Origin of the sequence: Thioalkalivibrio sp. ALJ16 (assembly GCF_000377345.1) — a bacterium.
Lineage (GTDB): Bacteria > Pseudomonadota > Gammaproteobacteria > Ectothiorhodospirales > Ectothiorhodospiraceae > Thioalkalivibrio.
The window spans coordinates 82,464-99,605 of sequence record NZ_KB898041.1; the positions used below are offsets into that span (position 1 = coordinate 82,464).

At 68.7% G+C, this 17,142-nt stretch carries 15 protein-coding genes; 9 read left to right on the forward strand and 6 right to left on the reverse strand.

All coding sequences use genetic code 11. The features are described from left to right. Positions 1 to 28: 28 nt before the first annotated feature. Genes D000_RS0106460 through kdsB form a run of 7 tightly spaced genes read left to right on the forward strand, consistent with a single transcriptional unit; the run spans position 29 to position 5,988 of the window. Entirely contained in the window at positions 29 to 667 is a 639-nt protein-coding gene (locus D000_RS0106460) for a MotA/TolQ/ExbB proton channel family protein (RefSeq protein ID WP_018872724.1), read from the forward strand. After that, the gene (locus D000_RS0106465) at positions 664 to 1,092 is read left to right on the forward strand and encodes a biopolymer transporter ExbD (RefSeq protein WP_018872725.1); all 429 of its coding nucleotides are present in this window, start codon (positions 664 to 666) and stop codon (positions 1,090 to 1,092) included. The genes D000_RS0106460 and D000_RS0106465 overlap by 4 nt, the downstream gene beginning before the upstream one ends. Further along, positions 1,082 to 2,863 (forward strand): lipid A export permease/ATP-binding protein MsbA, encoded by a 1,782-nt coding sequence (gene msbA, locus D000_RS0106470; protein WP_026279811.1) that lies wholly within the window; start codon positions 1,082 to 1,084, stop codon positions 2,861 to 2,863. Before D000_RS0106465 ends, msbA begins: the two co-directional genes overlap by 11 nt. After that, positions 2,853 to 3,989 (forward strand): glycosyltransferase N-terminal domain-containing protein, encoded by a 1,137-nt coding sequence (locus D000_RS0106475; protein ID WP_018872727.1) that lies wholly within the window; start codon positions 2,853 to 2,855, stop codon positions 3,987 to 3,989. Before msbA ends, D000_RS0106475 begins: the two co-directional genes overlap by 11 nt. A gap of 2 nt (positions 3,990 to 3,991) precedes the next feature. Then, positions 3,992 to 5,014, forward strand: coding sequence for a tetraacyldisaccharide 4'-kinase (gene lpxK, locus D000_RS0106480; protein WP_026279812.1), 1,023 nt, complete (start codon positions 3,992 to 3,994; stop codon positions 5,012 to 5,014). Positions 5,015 to 5,017: 3 nt separating this feature from the next. Then, a complete protein-coding gene (locus tag D000_RS0106485) occupies positions 5,018 to 5,212 on the forward strand; it encodes a Trm112 family protein (protein WP_017942319.1) in 195 nt (64 codons plus the stop codon). Positions 5,213 to 5,220: 8 nt separating this feature from the next. Beyond that, positions 5,221 to 5,988 carry a 3-deoxy-manno-octulosonate cytidylyltransferase gene (gene kdsB, locus D000_RS0106490; RefSeq protein ID WP_018872729.1) on the forward strand — a complete coding sequence of 256 codons (768 nt, stop codon included), beginning with the start codon at positions 5,221 to 5,223 and terminating at the stop codon, positions 5,986 to 5,988. 101 nt (positions 5,989 to 6,089) lie between these two features. Here kdsB and D000_RS0106495 read toward each other — a convergent pair whose 3' ends face one another. The 5 genes from D000_RS0106495 to D000_RS0106510 form a co-directional block, all read right to left on the reverse strand. Continuing rightward, entirely contained in the window at positions 6,090 to 6,956 is an 867-nt protein-coding gene (locus D000_RS0106495; protein WP_018872730.1) for a PA4780 family RIO1-like protein kinase, read from the reverse strand. A gap of 177 nt (positions 6,957 to 7,133) precedes the next feature. After that, a complete protein-coding gene (locus tag D000_RS14290) occupies positions 7,134 to 7,289 on the reverse strand; it encodes a hypothetical protein (protein ID WP_196800595.1) in 156 nt (51 codons plus the stop codon). Between the two features lie 149 nt (positions 7,290 to 7,438). Continuing rightward, a complete protein-coding gene (locus tag D000_RS0106500) occupies positions 7,439 to 10,891 on the reverse strand; it encodes an AAA family ATPase (RefSeq protein WP_018872731.1) in 3,453 nt (1,150 codons plus the stop codon). Between the two features lie 7 nt (positions 10,892 to 10,898). After that, positions 10,899 to 12,179, reverse strand: coding sequence for a metallophosphoesterase (locus tag D000_RS0106505; protein WP_018872732.1), 1,281 nt, complete (start codon positions 12,177 to 12,179; stop codon positions 10,899 to 10,901). Between the two features lie 198 nt (positions 12,180 to 12,377). Further along, positions 12,378 to 13,124 carry an HAD family hydrolase gene (locus tag D000_RS0106510; protein WP_018872733.1) on the reverse strand — a complete coding sequence of 249 codons (747 nt, stop codon included), beginning with the start codon at positions 13,122 to 13,124 and terminating at the stop codon, positions 12,378 to 12,380. 129 nt (positions 13,125 to 13,253) lie between these two features. On the opposite strand from D000_RS0106510, the gene D000_RS0106515 reads away from it, so the two are divergent. Both D000_RS0106515 and D000_RS0106520 read left to right on the forward strand, forming a co-directional pair. Then, a complete protein-coding gene (locus D000_RS0106515; RefSeq protein WP_018872734.1) occupies positions 13,254 to 13,829 on the forward strand; it encodes a cytochrome b in 576 nt (191 codons plus the stop codon). Positions 13,830 to 14,137: 308 nt separating this feature from the next. Continuing rightward, the gene (locus D000_RS0106520; RefSeq protein WP_018872735.1) at positions 14,138 to 15,739 is read left to right on the forward strand and encodes a hypothetical protein; all 1,602 of its coding nucleotides are present in this window, start codon (positions 14,138 to 14,140) and stop codon (positions 15,737 to 15,739) included. 541 nt (positions 15,740 to 16,280) lie between these two features. Here D000_RS0106520 and rnt read toward each other — a convergent pair. Further along, on the reverse strand, positions 16,281 to 16,967 hold the full coding sequence (rnt, locus tag D000_RS0106525) for a ribonuclease T (RefSeq protein ID WP_018872736.1): 687 nt from the start codon (positions 16,965 to 16,967) through the stop codon (positions 16,281 to 16,283). Positions 16,968 to 17,142 lie beyond the last annotated feature (175 nt).

Sequence of the window (17,142 nt, forward strand, 5' to 3'; positions counted from 1 at the left end):
GCCCGACGAGCCAAGAGGGAGAGACCGAATGCTGGAGATCGTACAGGCAGGCGGCTGGCTGATGCTGCCGATCCTGCTGTGTTCCGTACTCGCGGTGGCCATCGTGCTGGAGCGGCTGTGGACGCTGCGCCGCTCGCGCGTGGTCCCGCCGCGCCTGCTGACCTCGGTGTGGGAGCAGATGCGCACCCAGGGCCTCAAGCTCGACGACATCCAGCGCCTGCGCGCGGGTTCGCCGCTGGGCGCGATCTTGGCCGCCGGTCTGGCCACCCATGACCGCGCGCGCCAGATCACCCAGGAGAGCATCGAGGAGGCCGGCCGTCGCGTGGCCCACGAACTCGAGCGCTACATGAATACGCTGGGCACCATCGCGATGATCACCCCGCTGCTGGGCCTGCTCGGCACCGTGGTCGGGATGATCGAGGTCTTCACCGTGATTACCGAGATCGGCGTTGGCAGCCCGCGCGATCTGGCCGGGGGTATCTCCCAGGCACTGATCACCACTGCCGCCGGCATCGGCGTGGCGATCCCGGCGCTGGCCTTCCACCGCTACTTCCGCGGGCATATCGACGAGCTGGTGCTGGAGATGGAGCAGGAGGCCACCAAGCTGGTCGAGGTGATCCACGGCGAACGCCCGTCCGGCGCCGCCGAAGGTGAGGCCCGGGCGTGAATTTCCGCACCCCGCGACGACAGGAGGAGCCGGGCGTCAACCTGACGCCGCTAATCGATGTCGTCTTCCTGCTGCTGATCTTCTTCATGGTCTCCACGACCTTTGACCAGCACGCGGATATCGAACTGACCCTGCCCTCGGCCGACCGCGAGGCCGAGGCGGTGGAGCGCGCGTGGATCGACATCATCGTGGATGCCAACGGTAACTACTTCGTGAATGGGCAGGAGCTGGTCAACCGCCGCGCCGAGACCCTGGAGCGGGTGCTAGCCGAGGCACTGGAGGGGCGCGAGAGCGATCCGGTGCTGATCCGGGCCGATGCCAATGCCAGCCACCAGTCGGTGGTGCGTGCCCTCGATGTGGTGGGCCGCCTCGGGATCACGTCGGTCTCCATTGCGACCCTGGGCCAGGGTGCCGATGACAACTGACGAACATCACCCGCAGCATTTTGATTCCGGCTGGACGGTCTATCGCCGTCTGCTGAGCTATGCCTTCGTCTACTGGCCGCTGCTGGTGATCGCGACCGTGGCCATGCTGGGCATGGCGGCGACCGAGGCCGGATTCGCGGCCTTGATGAAGCCGCTGATGGACGAGTCCTTCGCCGAGGGCGAGGGCCATGCACTGGTGGCTTGGATTCCGCTGGCCCTGATCGGCCTGTTTCTGGTTCGCGGCGTGGCCGAATTCGGGTCCGTCTACGCGATGCGCTATGTCGGCCGGCAGGTGGTCAAGCGCCTGCGCGAGGAGTTGTTCGAGCGCCTGCTGCACATGCCGGTGCAGCGTTTTCAGGAACAGAGCAGCGGCGAGCTGATCTCGCGCGTGACCTACAACGTGGAGCAGGTGGCGACGGCCGCGACCGACGGGTTCAGCACCCTGGTGCGCGACACCCTGACGATCATCGCGCTGCTGGCCTGGATGTTCTGGCTGACGCCGACCCTGACCCTGACCATCCTGATTATCGCCCCGGTGATGGCCGTGCTGGTGCGCGTGGTGACCAAGCACTTTCGCCGCATCTCGCACCGCCTGCAGTACAACATGGGCGATGTCACCCACGTGACCCAGGAGGTGATCGAGGGCCACCGGGTGGTGCGCATCTTCGGCGGCGAGACCTACGAACGCGGGCGCTTCGAGGACATCAACGAGCGCAACCGTCGGCTGCACATGCGCATGGAGGGCATCAAGGCGGCCTACACCCCGACCATCCAGTTTCTGGTCGCGGCGGTGCTTGCCTTCGTGATCTGGGTCGCGACCTCCGACTTCGGTGACGACACGGTCACGGCCGGCACGTTCGTCTCCTTCCTGACCGCCATGCTGCTGCTGTTGAGCCCGATTCGCCGGCTGTCGATGATCAACGCGACCCTGCAGCGCGGCATCGCCGCAGGGCAGAGCATCTTCGCGGTACTGGACGAGACGCCGGAGCGCGACACCGGCCACGTGCCGCTGGACCGCGCCGAGGGGCAGCTGGCATTCGAGGACGTGGCGTTTCGCTACAGCGCGGACGGCCCGGACGTGCTCAAGGCCATCTCCTTTGCGGTGAAGCCGGGCGAGAACGTGGCCCTGGTCGGCCGCTCGGGCAGTGGCAAGACCACGCTGGTCAACCTGCTGCCACGCTTCTATCACCCGACCGAGGGGCGCATCCTGCTGGACGGCCACGACCTCGAGACCATCCGCCTGCGCGACCTGCGCCGGCAGATTGCCTATGTCGGCCAGAACGTCACCCTGTTCGCGGATACCGTGGCCGCCAATATCGCCTACGGCCGGCCCGAGGCGACCGAGGCAGAGATCCGCGAGGCGGCGCGCGCCGCGCATGCACTGGAGTTCATCGAGCGCCTGCCCGACGGCATGCAGACCCTGGTGGGGGAAAATGGCACCCGTCTCTCCGGTGGCCAGCGCCAGCGTCTGGCGATCGCCCGCGCCCTGCTGCGGGACGCCCCGATCCTGATCCTGGACGAGGCCACCTCCGCCCTGGACAACGAATCCGAGCGCCAGGTGCAGGCCGCGCTGGATGCGCTGGTGAGCACGCGTACCACGCTGGTCATCGCCCACCGCCTGTCCACGGTCGAGGGCGCCGACCGCATCCTGGTGATGGACAACGGCCGCATTCTGGAGAGCGGGCGGCACGAGGAGCTGATCGCCCGTGGCGGGGTCTACACCCACCTGCATCGCCTGCAGTTCCGCGAGGAGGCGGGGGATGCCGGGTGATGCCGGGGGGTACGGGGATCACCCGCTCCCGGTCTGGCGTGCGACCTGGCGCGATTACCGTCGGGGCGATGGCAGTCGGGCACGGGCCCGGCGGGGTTTCCTCACCCCGCCCGCGGATCGCGGGCGGCTGATCTGGATCAAGGCCGGCGGCAGCCCCGAGGACGTGCGCCTGGGGATCGAGCTGCTGGGTGCGGTGCGCGACAAGCGCCAGGACGTGCGTATCGTCCTGACCTTCGAGCAGGATTACCCGGAGCTCTTCGAGCGCCACATGCAGCCATTTCGCAAGGTTGGGGTGGGCTACGGCCCCTGCGACCGGCCGCGGGTGGTGCGCCGGGTGCTGCGGCGCTTTCAGCCCCACGGCATCCTGCTGGCCGGTGGCCGGGCCCCGGTCAACCTGTTGCAGGAGACCGAGGCGCCGGTGATCGCGGTGAACACCGTGCCGGCCACCGGGGCCATGTCCCCGGTGGCCTGCCACTGGCCCGTTGATCCCGTCGCCGCCGATGGCTGGCCGCTCGCCGCCCGCGCGCGGGCGCTGGACCCGGCCGACCCCCAGGCCCGGTTCGTCGAGGCGCAGGCCGATGTGGTGCTGCGCTCGCTGGTCGGGGGCGGGGTGGAGCGCCTGTGGTGGTGGCATGGTACGCCGGCGCAGTGGCCGGCCTGGCGGGCGGCCTGGGAGGCCTCCGGCTGGGGTCAGACCGACATCCTGCTGGCCAGCCTGCGCGGGGAGGCGGACGCCGTCCCGTTGCCGGGTTCCGACCAGGTGGTCTCGGACTGGGACCGGTCGGCGCTGGCACCGGGCACCATCCTCCATCTGGACGACCGGCGCTGGTTCGCGGCCGCGGCCAGTGCCGCCCATGCGGTGCACCTGGCCGCGCCGGATCGCCAGGCCCTGTGGCAGGGCCTGGCTGGCGGGGCGGCCGTGAGCCTGGGCAAGCCGCCGGCCGCGGAGGTGCCCTGTCCGGTACTGGGCGAGTCGGCTGCGGTGCTGGCGGCCTGGCAGGCACTGCGCGACGACCCAGCGGCGCGGCGCCAGCAGGGTGATGCCGCACGCCGGCGCTTCTGGGACGAGCGGCGCCAGGTGGATGCGAACTTCGACGCCGTGCTGCAGCAGGTCTGGGACTGGTAGCCATGGGATCGCTGCAGGCATGGCTTGGTGCCCGGCTGTGGGATCAGTGGAGCCAGCGCGGGCCATTCGCGGCGGCGATGTTTCCGCTGTCGCTGGTATACGCCGGTCTCGCCGAGTGGAACCGTCAGCGCCAGGAACAATTGCGGCGCGACATCACCATCCCGGCCAAGGCGGTGATCGTGGTGGGGAACCTGACGCTGGGTGGCAGCGGCAAGACGCCGATGACCGTCTGGCTGGCCAAGCGTCTGCGTGCCGCCGGGTATCGGCCGGGCATTGTCAGCCGTGGCTACGGCGGTCGCGGGGACGTCGCCGGGATCGCGGTCACGGCCGATTCCGACCCGGTGGTGGTGGGCGACGAGCCGCTGCTGATCGCGCGGCGCACCGGGGTGCCGGTGCAGGTGGACCGCGACCGGGTCCGCGGCGCGCGGGCCCTGACCGAGCAGGGGGTGGACGTGGTGATTGCCGACGACGGCATGCAGCACCACCGCCTGCCGCGCGACATCACCATCCTGATGGTCGACGGCAAGCGCCGCTTCGGCAACGGGCTGTGCCTGCCGGCGGGGCCGCTGCGCGAGCCCAGGCGGGCCCGCGAGCGGGCGGATTTCGTGATCGTGACCGGGGGCGAGCCGGGCCCCGGCGAGATCGCGATGGAACTGGTCCCGGCCAGCCGGCTGCTGCGGGTGGACGGGGCCGACGAGTCGCGCAAGCCCCACCGGTTCGCCCGGCGCGATGCCCACGCGATCGCCGGTATTGCCGATCCGGAGCGCTTCTTCCGTACCCTCGAGGCGGCGAAGATCGGTATCATTCGACATCCGTTTCCCGACCATCATCGGTTCCTGCCGCACCAGATCCGCTTCGATGACGAGTTGCCGGTTCTGATGACTGAGAAGGATGCCGTAAAATGCCGGTCGTTTGCGCAGGACAATCACTGGTACTGGCCGATCGCGGCCCGGTTGCCAACCACTTTCGAGCCGGCGCTGCTCGCGCGTCTGGAGACCGTCAGTCGGCTCAAACACCTGGGGTAATGCATGGACAAGCGTCTGCTCGATATTCTGGTCTGCCCGGTCACGAAGGGTCCGCTGAAATATGACCGCGAGAACCAGGAGCTGATCTCGGTCTCCGCCGGGCTCGCCTATCCGATCCGCGACGACATCCCGGTCATGCTGGAGGACGAGGCCCGCGCGCTCTCCGAGGACGAGAAGGAACGCTGGCGCGCGGCCTGAGCGTCCGCATGACGGGCTTCGTCGTGGTGATCCCGGCCCGCATGGCCTCCAGCCGGCTGCCGGACAAGCCGCTGGCGGCGGTTGCCGGGCGCCCGCTGATCGCGCATGTGATCAGCCGCGCGCAGGAGAGCGCCGCGCGCCGCGTGATCGTGGCCGGGGATGACGAGCGCATCCTCGCGGTCGCGCGCCAGTGCGGGGCCGAGGCCTTCCTGACCGACCCCGCGCTGCCCTCGGGCACCGACCGCATCGCCGCGGTCGCGGCCGCCGAGGGCTGGGGGGACGAGTCCATCGTGGTCAACCTGCAGGGCGACGAGCCGCTGACCCCCGGGCCACTGCTGGATGACCTGGCGGCCCTGCTGGCGCAGACCCCGCAGGCGGATATGGCCACCCTCGGCGTGCCCATCCGCTGCGAGCAGGACCTGGCGGACCCCAATCAGGTCAAGCTGGTGACGGACCGCAACGGCCGGGCCCTGTATTTCTCCCGTGCCCCGATCCCCTGGGATCGTGAGGCCCACCGCGCCGGGCGCGCCTCGGCGCTGGATCAGGCGACCCGCCATCTGGGGCTGTACGCCTACCGCGCCGGCTTCCTGCGGCGCATGAGCGCCGAGCCGCCGGCCCCGCTCGAGCAGCTCGAGCAGCTGGAGCAGCTGCGTGCTCTGCACATGGGCGCGTGGATCCAGGTCGGCCGCCGTGCCGAGGCCCATCCGCCCGGCGTCGATACCCCCGAGGATCTGGACCGCGTCGACGCCTTTCTTTCGGGCACGGCCCGCGCGTAAGGCGCAACCGAACGGCTGCCAGCCGCCCGCTCGCAGCTGCTGGGGGCGTGGTGGAGTTTCCTTTTCTGACCGGCCTGGGTTCGGGAGCGCCGGCTAGTCTTTTACGGGTTCCGGTTGTCAGGGTGGGTCGGGTCGAGGGCCGCGAGCAAGGCCTCGTGCTCCAGGCGCGCATCCTCGATTTCGTCGAGGACACCATCGACGTCCGGGGTTTCTTCGCTGTGCACGAAGTGCCCGGTCAGGGGTGTTTCCGGGGTCAGGGCGCCGTTGGCGAACAGGTCCCACATCTCGTGGGCGTATTGCGTTTCCAGCAACGCGGGCTCCGCGCGGCCGAAGGTTGCGCGCATGTTGTTCACGTCGCGCTGCAGCATACGGAATGCGTTGTTGTTGCCGGCCGCGTTGACGGCCTGGGGCAGGTCGATGATGACGGGCCCGTGCGCATCCACCAGCACGTTGTACTCGGACAGGTCACCATGGATCAGGCCGGCGCACAGCATGCGCTGGATCTGCCGGATCATGAAGGCGAACCACTCGCGCGCCGTCTCGGGGGACAGCTCGACTTCGTGTAGCTGGGGTGCGGTGTTGCCGTCGGCGTCCAGTACCAGTTCCATCAGCAGGACGCGGTCGAATACGCCGTAGGGGACGGGTACTCGCACGCCCGCGTCAGCAAGGCGATAGAGCGCCTCGACTTCGGCGTTCTTCCACTGGGTTTCCTCGACTTCGCGGCCATGCCGGCCGCGTCGGGCCATGGCCCGCGCATCGCGACTGCCACGGACCTTGCGGCCTTCCTGGTACTCGGCCAGTTTGTGGAAGCCGCGATGCTGCGCTTCCTTGTACGCCTTGGCGCAGCGTGTCGTACCGCCGCAGCCGACGAGGTAGATGTTGGCCTCCTTGCCGCTTTGCAGCTGCCCGAGGACGGAATCAATGACGCCGTCTTCGATCAGCGGCTGGAGGATCTTGGGGGTTTTCATGAGTGGCTACGGGGTCAGGGAAACGCTGGATGCCGACCTGGGGGGCTCGGAAGCCGGCGTGGTGTGTTCCGAAATGGTTGGGACCGGGCAGAAGGACCTTGGGCTTGCGTTTCTCCATTCGGGAAACACGGCTCAGTGTTTCCCTGGAGCGTTACAGCCTGCTCGTTGCTGTCGCGCTTACGACCCATGCTCTTCATGGGGTGGGTCCTCCGGGGTGCCGGATGCGTCATCCGGCTGATTGCGAGCCCGTTTCTGCTGACGTTTCTCTTCCTGCTTGGCGGCTTTTTTCAGCTCGCGCTGGCGTTTTTCGTATTGGTAGTTCGGTTTGGCCACAGGGCAGCAGGGTCTCCATCGGGGTGTCGCCAGCGAGGCGGGGTCACGAAGTGTGATCGCTCCACAATAGCACCGAAACATTGGTGCAGGGGCGAGCGCCGCAGCCGTCCGGGGGGGCGCCCGGAGTTTTCGTCTCCGTCCCGTCCCGTTCAGGCGGGCGAGTGCACGCCGGCCCGCAGGGCGCGGGCCAGGGCCTGGCCTTCGGTAATGGCCTGTTCCGGTGTGGGGTGGTGTGGTTTCAGGGTCGCAATTACCCGGTGTTCGAGCTCGGGTTCGGTCAGGACCGGGTTCGGGTCGATATAGCCGTTGTCGCTGAGCCATTCGGACAGCCGTTCGCGGGCGCTGCTCTGGAAGCGCTTGACCGTACCGCCCTCCAGTTCGAGCAGGAGCTGTTCGGCGTCGCCATTCAGCTGGCTCGCCAGGTCCGAGACGGCCTGGATGAAGGTCGCACTGACGGCCTCGGACGCCTCCAGGGCCGCTCGGTCTACCGGGCGGCCGCGACCCTGGCGCCAGGCGCGAATCCAGACGCGAGTGGCCTCGCTGCGGGCCTTGAGCATTTGGTATTCCGGAGGCTCCAGCAGCGAGTTGGCGGGGCCTTCTAGCAGCGATTCCAGAGCGCCCAGGCGATCCACCCCCAGTTCCAGGAGACGCTGCAACAGTTCCAGACGGTCCCGCAGCAGGTGAAACAGATGGATGCCCGCTGGGTCCTGCCAGGGATCGATCACGGGAATGCCCCCGATCCGCTGCGCGTAGTCCTCGGGTGTATCGCTGCCGGGGGCGGGTACCGGTTCGGTTGCCGGAAGGGTCAGCTGGTCCGGGCTACCCAGTACTTGCTGTCCCCAGCGACGTGCGGCCAGGTCGATGATCTCGACGCTGGAGCCCTGTGCCTGCCAGTAACGGGCGTCTTCGGGTTGAGCGGTCAGGTAGAAGACCTGTCGGCCGGCTTCGTGGGCCAGGGCCTGCAGGCTTTCGGCCACCGCCCGGAAGCGGTTCGGGTCCGCCGTGCCCAGCGCCTCGTCGAGGATGAGCGGGAGCGCACTGCGTCCGCGTTCGGCCTCCAGCGCAAAGGCCATGCGTACGGCGAGCAGAAGCTGCATCCGCGTCCCGCTGGAGAGTTCGGTGAGCGAGCGAATGGCCCCGCTGGCGGTCTCGCGGGCGCTGAACCGGGTCGCGGCATGAGGCGAGAACTGAAGTTGGTATTGATGGCGAGTGAAACGCTGGAACCACTCGCGGGCCTGGCGCAGGGGCACAGGCTGCACCGCCTGTTCGTGTTCGATCTCGATCTGGTCCAGCAGGACGTTTCCGGCCGTGGCAAACAGCGCCTGCTCGAGGCGCTCGCTCAGGGTGTCGCGGGCGCGCTCGCGGCGAGCGCGTGCGGCTTCCAGTTGGCGTTCGTGTCCAGCCCGGTCGATGGCCGCTTCGATGCGGGCGATCTCCTCGCTCAGTCGGTCGCGTTCCGCGGCCTGGTCGCGCAGCGTCTGAAGCTGCGATTCCAGGGAATCCGCGGCATCGGCCTCGACCGCGTCCAGCAGGTCCGGGCGGTCTTCGAGGTGGCGGCGGCGATCCCGCTCGCGTTCGTACACATTAGCCAGTTGCGCGCTCAGTTCCTGCCAGTCGGGCCACAGGCGCAGCCGCTCGCGCAGGGTCGCTTCGTCATCATTCTCCAGGCCGGCCGCTGCGTACAGCGCGGCGATCTGTTCCCGAGCGCGATCTGCGTCTCCTTGCAGGCGCTTGAGTTCGCGCTGGGCGGCCTTTTCCTCGCGCTGGGCGGTGTCCCGCGTCTGCAGCCGGGCGGCGAGACGGTCCAGGCGCTGGGCCAGGGCATCCGCCGAAGGGTGGGCGGCAGGAGGGGCCACGGAATGCCGGGAGAGAAAGTCCAGCACGGGTGCCCGGGTCGTCTCCAGTTCGGCTGTCAGGCGTTCCTGCTCTGCCCGGGCCGCGTTAACGGCCTGACAGGCCCGATCATGGTTGGCGGTCAGGTGGATCCAGCGTTGCAGCGAGGCATCCATGCATCCGGGGTCGAAGCCGACCTGCCGGGCAATCGCTTTCAGGTGCACCTCTTCCTGCTCGCGGGCGGCGCGGCGCTCTTGCAGTTCCCGTTCGAGTCGAGCGCGACGCTCCGCCGTTCGCAGTGCGGCCTCCGCGGTTCCCAGCTCATGCTCCAGATGGGCCAGGCGCTCGCGGACCGCGTCGGTCTGCCAGTCCGAGGGCTGCGCCAGACCGCTATCGCGGAAGCGCGCCCTGGCAGCCTCGCGCGAAATGTCGTGGGCCGCCGGGCGCGCAGCGACATAGGCGCCCCAGGCGACCGGCAGGGCGAGTACGGCGAAGGCGGGGTGTATCAGTGCCGTCGCTGTGCCGATGGCGCCGCCCGCCGCGAGCAGGGCGATCCCGGCGGCGGCCCGGCGCAGGCCGGTCCAGGGAGTGGGACGCGGGGCCCCCAGCCAGTGCAGCAGCTCGTCGCGGCCGCGTCGCAGTGTGTCGGGGGCGGGCAGGGTGTCCTCAGTTGCAGGCAGGGAGGCGAGTTCGTCCTCCCGTTGCGCGATTCCGGCCTGTAGCCCGCGCAGCGTCTCCAGAGACTGTTCCACCCGGTGGAGCGTGGCGGGATCCAGGGCCGGAGCCGTCTCTGGCGTGCCCCCCAATCCTTCGGCTGCCTGGCGCAGTGTCGCCTGCGCCTCGTGCAGCTCACCCGTGGCCTGTTCCAGCCCCCTCTCCAGATCCAGCAGTCGGCGAATCGCGGGGCGTTGATCGTCCACGTGATCCGCATCCAGATCGGGGTCTGTCAGTCCGGTTTCCTCGCAGCGCTGGCGTGCGTCTTCCAGGCGTGTTCGGGCCTGTTGTTGTTCGTGTTCCAGACGGCGCAGCTCGTCGTGGATCAGGGCGAGGCGTTGCAGCTCGTCGCCGCGAAGTTTGTCCAGGCCGGGAGGCAAGGCAGCCATCCGGGTCTTCAGGTCCCGGTGCTGGCGGCGCGCCCCCAGCAGATCCAGGGCGCGTTCGTATTGATCGGCCTCGTGGGTGGCGCGCTGGGTCTGCCGGCGTTGCGCCTTCAGGTCGGTCAGGCGTTGTTCGTCGTGCTGCAGGCCGCGTTGCTGCTGGCGGCGCTCGCGCAGTTCCTGTTCTGCGGCTGTCAGCGCCTGGGACTCGCTGCGGGCATGGGTCGTCTTCAGGCTCAGTGCGGGATCGTCGCGCAGGGCGGGCAGGTCGTAGCCGCCGGCCAGCTCGCGGGCCAGGCGCAAGCCGATCTCCTGCTCGGTGCCGTGGTCGGCGTTCAGCAGGTCCTCGATGTGCAGGGTGTAGCAGTCGATGAAGCGATGATCGGGCAGTGGGGGCGCCTCGATGCGTTCGCCATTGCGCGACCAGGACAGATCGGTCCCCAGCCGATGGGCCTGTAATGGTCCCTCGGCGTCGATGAAGGTAGCCTCGATGTGGACCCCGGTCTGGCGCAGTTCCTGGGTATACAGCACGGATCGCAAGGCGCGCACCAGGCTCGATTTCCCGGACGCGTTGGGTCCGACCACCACGTTCACGCCTGATTTCAGGGCCTCCAGGCGGAAACCCGGATGGAGGCCCGGCATACGGACGATATCCAGCGAGTCCAGCTTCATGTGGTCCTCATGATTCGCTCTCGCGCTGGAGCAGCAGCCGATCCAGGGCGTGCAGCGCGGCCGCTTCCAGGTAGCGGGCGACGGCCTCGTCATCCGGGAGGTCGGGGGCGAGGGCGCGATAGCGCGGGTCATGGATCACCTGGGCGAGAGGATCGCGGGCCTTCTCCAGGAGTTCGCGGCGGGCCGTGTTGTCCGGGCCTTGCAGCAACTGGAGCTTGCGGGCCAGCAATGCGGCGGGATCGCTGCCCGCGGCGAGTTCCGCCAGATCCAGGTCGGGCAGGGCCTCCAGGCGCCAGTCGTGGACGAAATACAAGCGGCCCCCGAGGTCCTGCGGTGTGGCGCGCGGGTCGTCGGCGTGCAGGCTGCGCTCCAGCGCATGGCGTTGATCGCTGCGCCCGGTAAAGCGCAGGCGGCAGCCGACGGCTGCAGGCCTGTGGCTCCAGGTCTCCAGCTCGGCATGCAGGGCTTCCATGGCCTCGGTCACCCGGCGGTGGATGTCGGCCGCTTGCTGCAGGCCATCCACGGGGATCTCGAGGGTATGCCAGTACAACGGTGCCAGTGGAATCTGTTCGATCGCGAGGTCGCCCCCCGGGGTGATCTCGAGACACCAGGGGCCATGGCGGCCGGGCTCGCCCGGGTCCATGCCGGACAGGGAGCCCAGATAGCCCATCGGCCGGGGTGCGGCCAGTGGATCGGGGCGGTGGATATGGCCCAGCAGCCAGGCCTCGACCGGCGCGGCGTCGAGTTCGCGGCTGCGCACCGGGGCGTGCGGGCTGCGGGACTGGTCACGATCACAGTGCAGCAGCCCGACGGTAGGGCAGTCTGCGGGAGCGGGGAAATCGCCTTCCAGCGGGCTGGTGGTGACGCGCGCTTCGGGGAACGACCAGCCGGCAATCCGCAGGCGCTGGCCCTCATGCCCGCGCAGTTCGCGGGTTTCCCACTGCCCCCCGGCCCCCAGCAACTCAAAGGCCGGCAGCGATTCGGCCAGGCGTGGCAGGACCTGGACGTCATGGTTGCCGGCGACGCCAAGTACCCGGATGCCCGCTTCGGTCAGGCGTTCGACACCCGCCCTCAGGTCACGGTAGGCCTCGTAGAAATCGTCCTCCTGCTCGACCACGTCGCCGGCCAGTAGCACCGCGTCGATGCCTTGTTCCACGGCGTATTCCACGCTGCGGCGCCAGGCGGCGGCCGGGCCGAGGTTCGCAATGCCGAGTGCCTCGTCCACTGCGGGCGGGATGCGTGAAGGCTGGCGGCCCAGGTGGATGTCGCCCACGCACAGCAGCTTCATGGACGCAGGGGGGTCGTCGAAATCATGGCGGCAGTTTGGAAGAATCGGGCCGCAAAGCCAATCCCGGATCGCAGGATGGGCCTCTTCATCGCTTCTGGCCCGTGGGAGCCTGCTTGCAGGCGAAGCCCCTGCCAGAGTCGGACGCGGGCGGGGGCTTCGCCTGCAAGCAGGCTCCCACGGGTGTGGTGGTGAGAGGGGTCAGGTGGAGATGCCGAGTTGCCGGGGCAGCTGGCCGAGACGGCCCAGAGTCAGGCAGGGGCGCGGGTGGCCGTGTTTCCAGGGCATGGCGTCGGGGTTGAACCAGGCGGCGCGAAAGCCGGCCTGCAGGGCGCCGAGGACGTCGGCGGCGCTGTCATCGCCGATGTGCAGGATTGCGTCGCCATCCACGCCGGCCTGCGCGCGGGCCTGGTCGAAGATGCGCGGGTCCGGTTTTGCGGCACCGGCGGGACCGGCGGCGATCGCAAAGTCGAAGTAGCGCCCCAGCGAGGTGCGGAAGACATCGGCATTGCCGTTGCTGATCGCGCCGACCCGGTAGCGGCCTCGCAGCACGCTCAGCATGGCTTCGGCCTCGGGAAACGGGGTGACTTCGTTGCGCGCGTGCCAGAACACGTCGAAGCCCTCGCCGGAGAGCCGGTCCGGGCAGCAGCCGCATTCGCCGGCGAGTTCGCGCAGCCACTGTTTGCGCAGAGCGGTGAGGTCGTGGCGCTGGTGCTCCGGGGCCGCGCGCATAAAGGCTGCACGTCGGGCGACCAGTGCCTGCGGGTCGTAGCGTTCGCAGACCCCGGGTTCTGCCTCGCGCAGCCAGGCGTAGAAGCGTGCCTCGGCGCGGTGGATGACCGGCATCACCGGCCACAGGGTGTCGTCCAGATCAAAGGTCAGGCAGCGGATGCGGTCCGGATTGAGTGGTCGCGGCCGGGGCTGTCTGGTGATGGGGGTACGGTTCATTTAGCCAAGGTTAGCGTGGGTACCGCACAAGGTGGACAAACGGCCGACGACGCTGGGGGTACTTCGGGCGCGGTGGCCTGATAGGGTGTGGTCCGGGGTAACAGGGTCGATTGGTGGAGGTGGTTCGGTATGCGACAGCTAGGGGATGCGGCCGTTTGGCACCGCTACAGTCTTGCTCAGCGCATCCTGCACTGGCTGGTGGCGTTGCTGGTGCTTGCGGCACTGGCACTGGGCGGTCTGATTGGCTGGTACGGCTTTGAAGGGCTGCAGGACCGGTTCGGTGACGCCACGACCAATGCCCTCTACACCTGGCACAAGTCTTTCGGGGTGCTGATTCTGTTGCTGATGCTGCTGCGCATCGGGCTGCGTCTGCGGCATGGCAGGCCGTCCTATGCAGTGCCTTTGCCACCGGTCCAGCGCATCGCGGCCGAGTCGGTGCACGGGCTGCTGTATCTGCTGCTGCTGGTGATGCCGGTGATCGGCTGGTGGGCCACGGCCGCCGGTGGCTATCCGGTGCAACTCGGCCCGATGATCCTGCCGGGGCTGTTTCCGGAGAATGAGGCGCTCTCGGACACCCTGTTTGTCTGGCACCAGTGGCTGGGGCGGACCCTCCTGCTGCTGGCGCTGGGGCATATCGCGGCCGCGCTCTACCACTGGCGTATTCGCCGCGACGGGGTGATGCAGCGCATGACCTTTGGCTCCTAGGGAAACACTGATCCATGTACACGCTCGCGTTGGTACCCCAGGTTTTCCGAGACAAGGCGCGGTGCGCAGCCGGTAGTCGTTCTACCGGCAAGGGGCGCAACGCAGGATCGGGGAACCTGGGGTGCCAACCCCACAACTTAATGAACGAAGGGGCTCGGCCGACCGTGATTATCAAAAACGGGCGCGCGCACTGCGTTGCGGCTCCCTTGTGCAGAATGACTGCACGGCGGTCACCGCGCCTTGTTCGCACGCAAAAGCGACTCGAGCGCGAGCGTGTACATGGATCTGTGTTTCCCTAGGCGACGCACGTGCTGCGCCTGCTGCTGACGCTGGCCGCGCTGAATGGCCTGCTGCTGGCGCTGGAGGTCCCGGCCTACGCGGGGTTCTCCGGGCGCTGGCTGGCCTGGGAGGCGCTGCTGCTGGCGGGCCTGTTCCTGCTGTTGCCGGCGGGTCGTGTCGCCCGGGGCCTTGCCGGGGTCGCGGCGGTCGGTCTGCTGGCGCTGGTGCTGCTGGCCCTGTTCGATGCCCTGACCCGGGTCAGCCTGAGCCGGCCGTTGAATACGCTCCAGGACTGGGTGCTGCTGGATGCCGTGTACCGACTGGTCACCGGCAATCTGGATCTCTGGGCGACCCTGCTATTGGCGCTCGTGCTGGTCGTCGGGCTGGTGTCGGTGGTCGCGGGCGCGGCGCGCGGCCTGTACGCACTGAGCCGGCAGCCGCTGGGTGGCGGGCGCGGGCGGTCACTGGCCGTTGCGGGGGGGCTGTTCACGCTCGGGCTGGTGGGGGCGGCGGCCACGCTGTGGGCAGTGGCGCCCCCGGGGACGGCCGCGCCGGGGGTGGCCCTGGTGCAGCAACAGGTGGTGGCGGGTCGGGCGGGACTTGCGGAGAACCGCGGGTTTCGCGCCGGTCTGGAGCAGACCCGCGACCAGGCCGAGGGGCGTCAGTTGCCGGGCCTTGCCGACGTCGACGTGATCCTCGGTCTGGTGGAGTCCTACGGGGTCTCGAGCGTGTTCGACGGGCGCTATGGGCCGGTGATCGTGCCGAGCCTCGAGTCCATCGGCGATCAGCTGGCCGCGGCGGACCTGCACGTGGTGACCGGTGTACTGGAGGCCCCGATCGCAGGGGGCCAGTCCTGGCTGGCGCAGGCCTCGCTGCTGGCTGGCCTGCAGGTACGCTACGCCGGACATTATGACCAACTGCAGGCGCGCACCCGCGACACCCTGGTGCAGGATTTTCAGGCCACCGGGCACGCGACGGCCATGCTGGCGCCGGCGATCCAGCTCGACTGGCCGGAGGGGCGCTGGTTTCGCTGGGACCGGATCGTGGACCGGCACGAGTTCGACTACGCCGGGCCCCCTTTTTTCTGGGTGACCATGCCCGATCAGTACACCTGGTCGTTCTTCGAACGCGAAATTCGCGCGCCTTCCGAGCAGCCGGTCTTCGCGATGCTCGCCCTGATCAGCTCGCATGCGCCGTGGACCCCGGTCCTGCCGGTGCTGGACGACTGGGAGGCGATCGACGATGGCGCGGTCTTCGATCAATGGGCGGGGCAGGGGCCGGCGCCGGAGGTGCTGTGGCGGGACTTCGAGCGTGTGCGCGATTTCTACGCGGAGTCCGTGCGCTACTCGCTGGAGGTGACCGGGGCCTATGCGGCCGAATACGTCGATGACCGGACCTTGTTCGTGATGCTGGGGGATCATCAGCCGGCCGCACTGATTACCGGACAGGACGCCAGCTGGGCGGTGCCGGTACACGTGATCTCGGGCGATCCGGAGTTGCTGGAGCCCTTCCGCACGCGCGGCTTTGTGCCGGGGATGCAGCCGCCGTCCGAGTCCGCCGAGTATGGGTTTGACGCCCTGCGAGGCTGGCTGCGTGACGCGTTCGGCGCGTCCCCAGAGGTGGATGGGTGACGCGGCCTGTCCGCCGCCGGTCGAGCGTTCCAGCTGCCCGGCCCTACCACGACCCTGATTCGGTATCCGGTGTTTGTGTCTTTCGTCCGGCCGCCTGCCTCATGGTGGCTAAGGGGAAGGCGGCCGGACCGAAGGCACCGTGAACGCGGAATGACGACAAAGGCCGGCGACCGAGACAGGGTGCGGCGGAAGCCGGTCGGGCTAGGGAGACGCTGATTTAATCGCACGTCCGCGTTGGTGCCCCCTGTTTTCCGAGACAAGGCGCGTCGTGCAGCGGGTAGTGGTTCTACCCGCAAGCGGCGCAACGCAGGATCGGGGAACAGGGGGCACCAACCCGACAAGTGATTGAAAGAGCGGGCTCGGCCGCCCGTTGTTGATCAAAAACGGGCGCGCGCACGGCGTTGCGGCTCCCTTGTGCAGAATGACTGCACGGCAGTCACCGCGCCTTGTTCGCACGCAAAAGCGACTCGAGCGCGGACGTGCAATTAAATCAGCGTCTCCCTAGGGGGCGTGATGACCTGCGTATACGTCCCGGTCGGGCTCAGCTCCCCGGCGGCAGCTCTTCCGGGTCGGGCAGGCGCAGCGCATTCTGCGGGACCCCGACCCCGTCCTGCCAGCGGTTCGCGATCTGGCAGAAGATATCCGCCGTCTTTTCCGCATCGAAGGCCGCGCTGTGAGCGGCCTCCGTATCCCAGCCCAGCCCGGCGGCATCAGCCGCCCGCGCCAGCACCGTCTGGCCGAAGGCCAGGGCCGCCAACGATACCGTGTCCAGGCTGGAAAACGGGTGGAACGGGTTGCGCTTGATCCCACAGCGCTCGGCGGTCGCATGCACGAAGCCAAGATCGAAGTGGGCGTTGTGCCCCACCAGCACGGCGCGCTTGCAGTGGTTGACCTTCACCTCCCGCCGTACCTCACTGAACAGCTTGCCCATGGCCTGATCCTCCGGCCATGCTGCCCGCAGCGGGTGGTAGGGGTCGATTCCGTTGACTTCCAGTGACTTCGGGTCCAGCTCCGAGCCTTCGAACGGGCGCACATGCAGGCTGACCGTGCGGTCGCGCACCAGGTGATCGTTTTCGTCGCGGCGCAGGAAGACCGCGGCGATCTGCAGCAGGGCATGCCGGCGGCAGTCGAAACCACCGGTCTCCACGTCGACGACCACCGGAAGAAAGCCGCGGAAGCGGTTCGCCATCGGGCGGTGGTTGGGGTCCAGCTGCAGGGATTCGGGCATTGGGGTACTCGGTTTCGCGCGAGGCGTCGGTTCGGGATGTGGATCGTGTCGGGCCAGGTGCGGGCCCCGTTTTTTTTGGGGTTCGGGCGGGATTGGTGCGGATTGCGCACGTTCCCCCAATTTTTCCCGACGATCGGCGCCATAGGAGGCTTTCGCTTGACCTGTTGGCGGCTCA

Bases quoted from the DNA above. Each gene is read 5' to 3' on its own strand.
- D000_RS0106460 (WP_018872724.1), top strand. From the start codon at position 29: ATGCTGGAGATCGTACAGGCAGGCGGCTGGCTGATGCTGCCGATCCTG.
- msbA (WP_026279811.1), top strand. From the start codon at position 1,082: ATGACAACTGACGAACATCACCCGCAGCATTTTGATTCCGGCTGGACG.
- D000_RS0106475 (WP_018872727.1), top strand. From the start codon at position 2,853: ATGCCGGGTGATGCCGGGGGGTACGGGGATCACCCGCTCCCGGTCTGG.
- lpxK (WP_026279812.1), top strand. From the start codon at position 3,992: ATGGGATCGCTGCAGGCATGGCTTGGTGCCCGGCTGTGGGATCAGTGG.
- D000_RS0106485 (WP_017942319.1), top strand. From the start codon at position 5,018: ATGGACAAGCGTCTGCTCGATATTCTGGTCTGCCCGGTCACGAAGGGT.
- kdsB (WP_018872729.1), top strand. From the start codon at position 5,221: ATGACGGGCTTCGTCGTGGTGATCCCGGCCCGCATGGCCTCCAGCCGG.
- D000_RS0106495 (WP_018872730.1), bottom strand. From the start codon at position 6,956: ATGAAAACCCCCAAGATCCTCCAGCCGCTGATCGAAGACGGCGTCATT.
- D000_RS0106500 (WP_018872731.1), bottom strand. From the start codon at position 10,891: ATGAAGCTGGACTCGCTGGATATCGTCCGTATGCCGGGCCTCCATCCG.
- D000_RS0106505 (WP_018872732.1), bottom strand. From the start codon at position 12,179: ATGAAGCTGCTGTGCGTGGGCGACATCCACCTGGGCCGCCAGCCTTCA.
- D000_RS0106510 (WP_018872733.1), bottom strand. From the start codon at position 13,124: ATGAACCGTACCCCCATCACCAGACAGCCCCGGCCGCGACCACTCAAT.
- D000_RS0106515 (WP_018872734.1), top strand. From the start codon at position 13,254: ATGCGACAGCTAGGGGATGCGGCCGTTTGGCACCGCTACAGTCTTGCT.
- rnt (WP_018872736.1), bottom strand. From the start codon at position 16,967: ATGCCCGAATCCCTGCAGCTGGACCCCAACCACCGCCCGATGGCGAAC.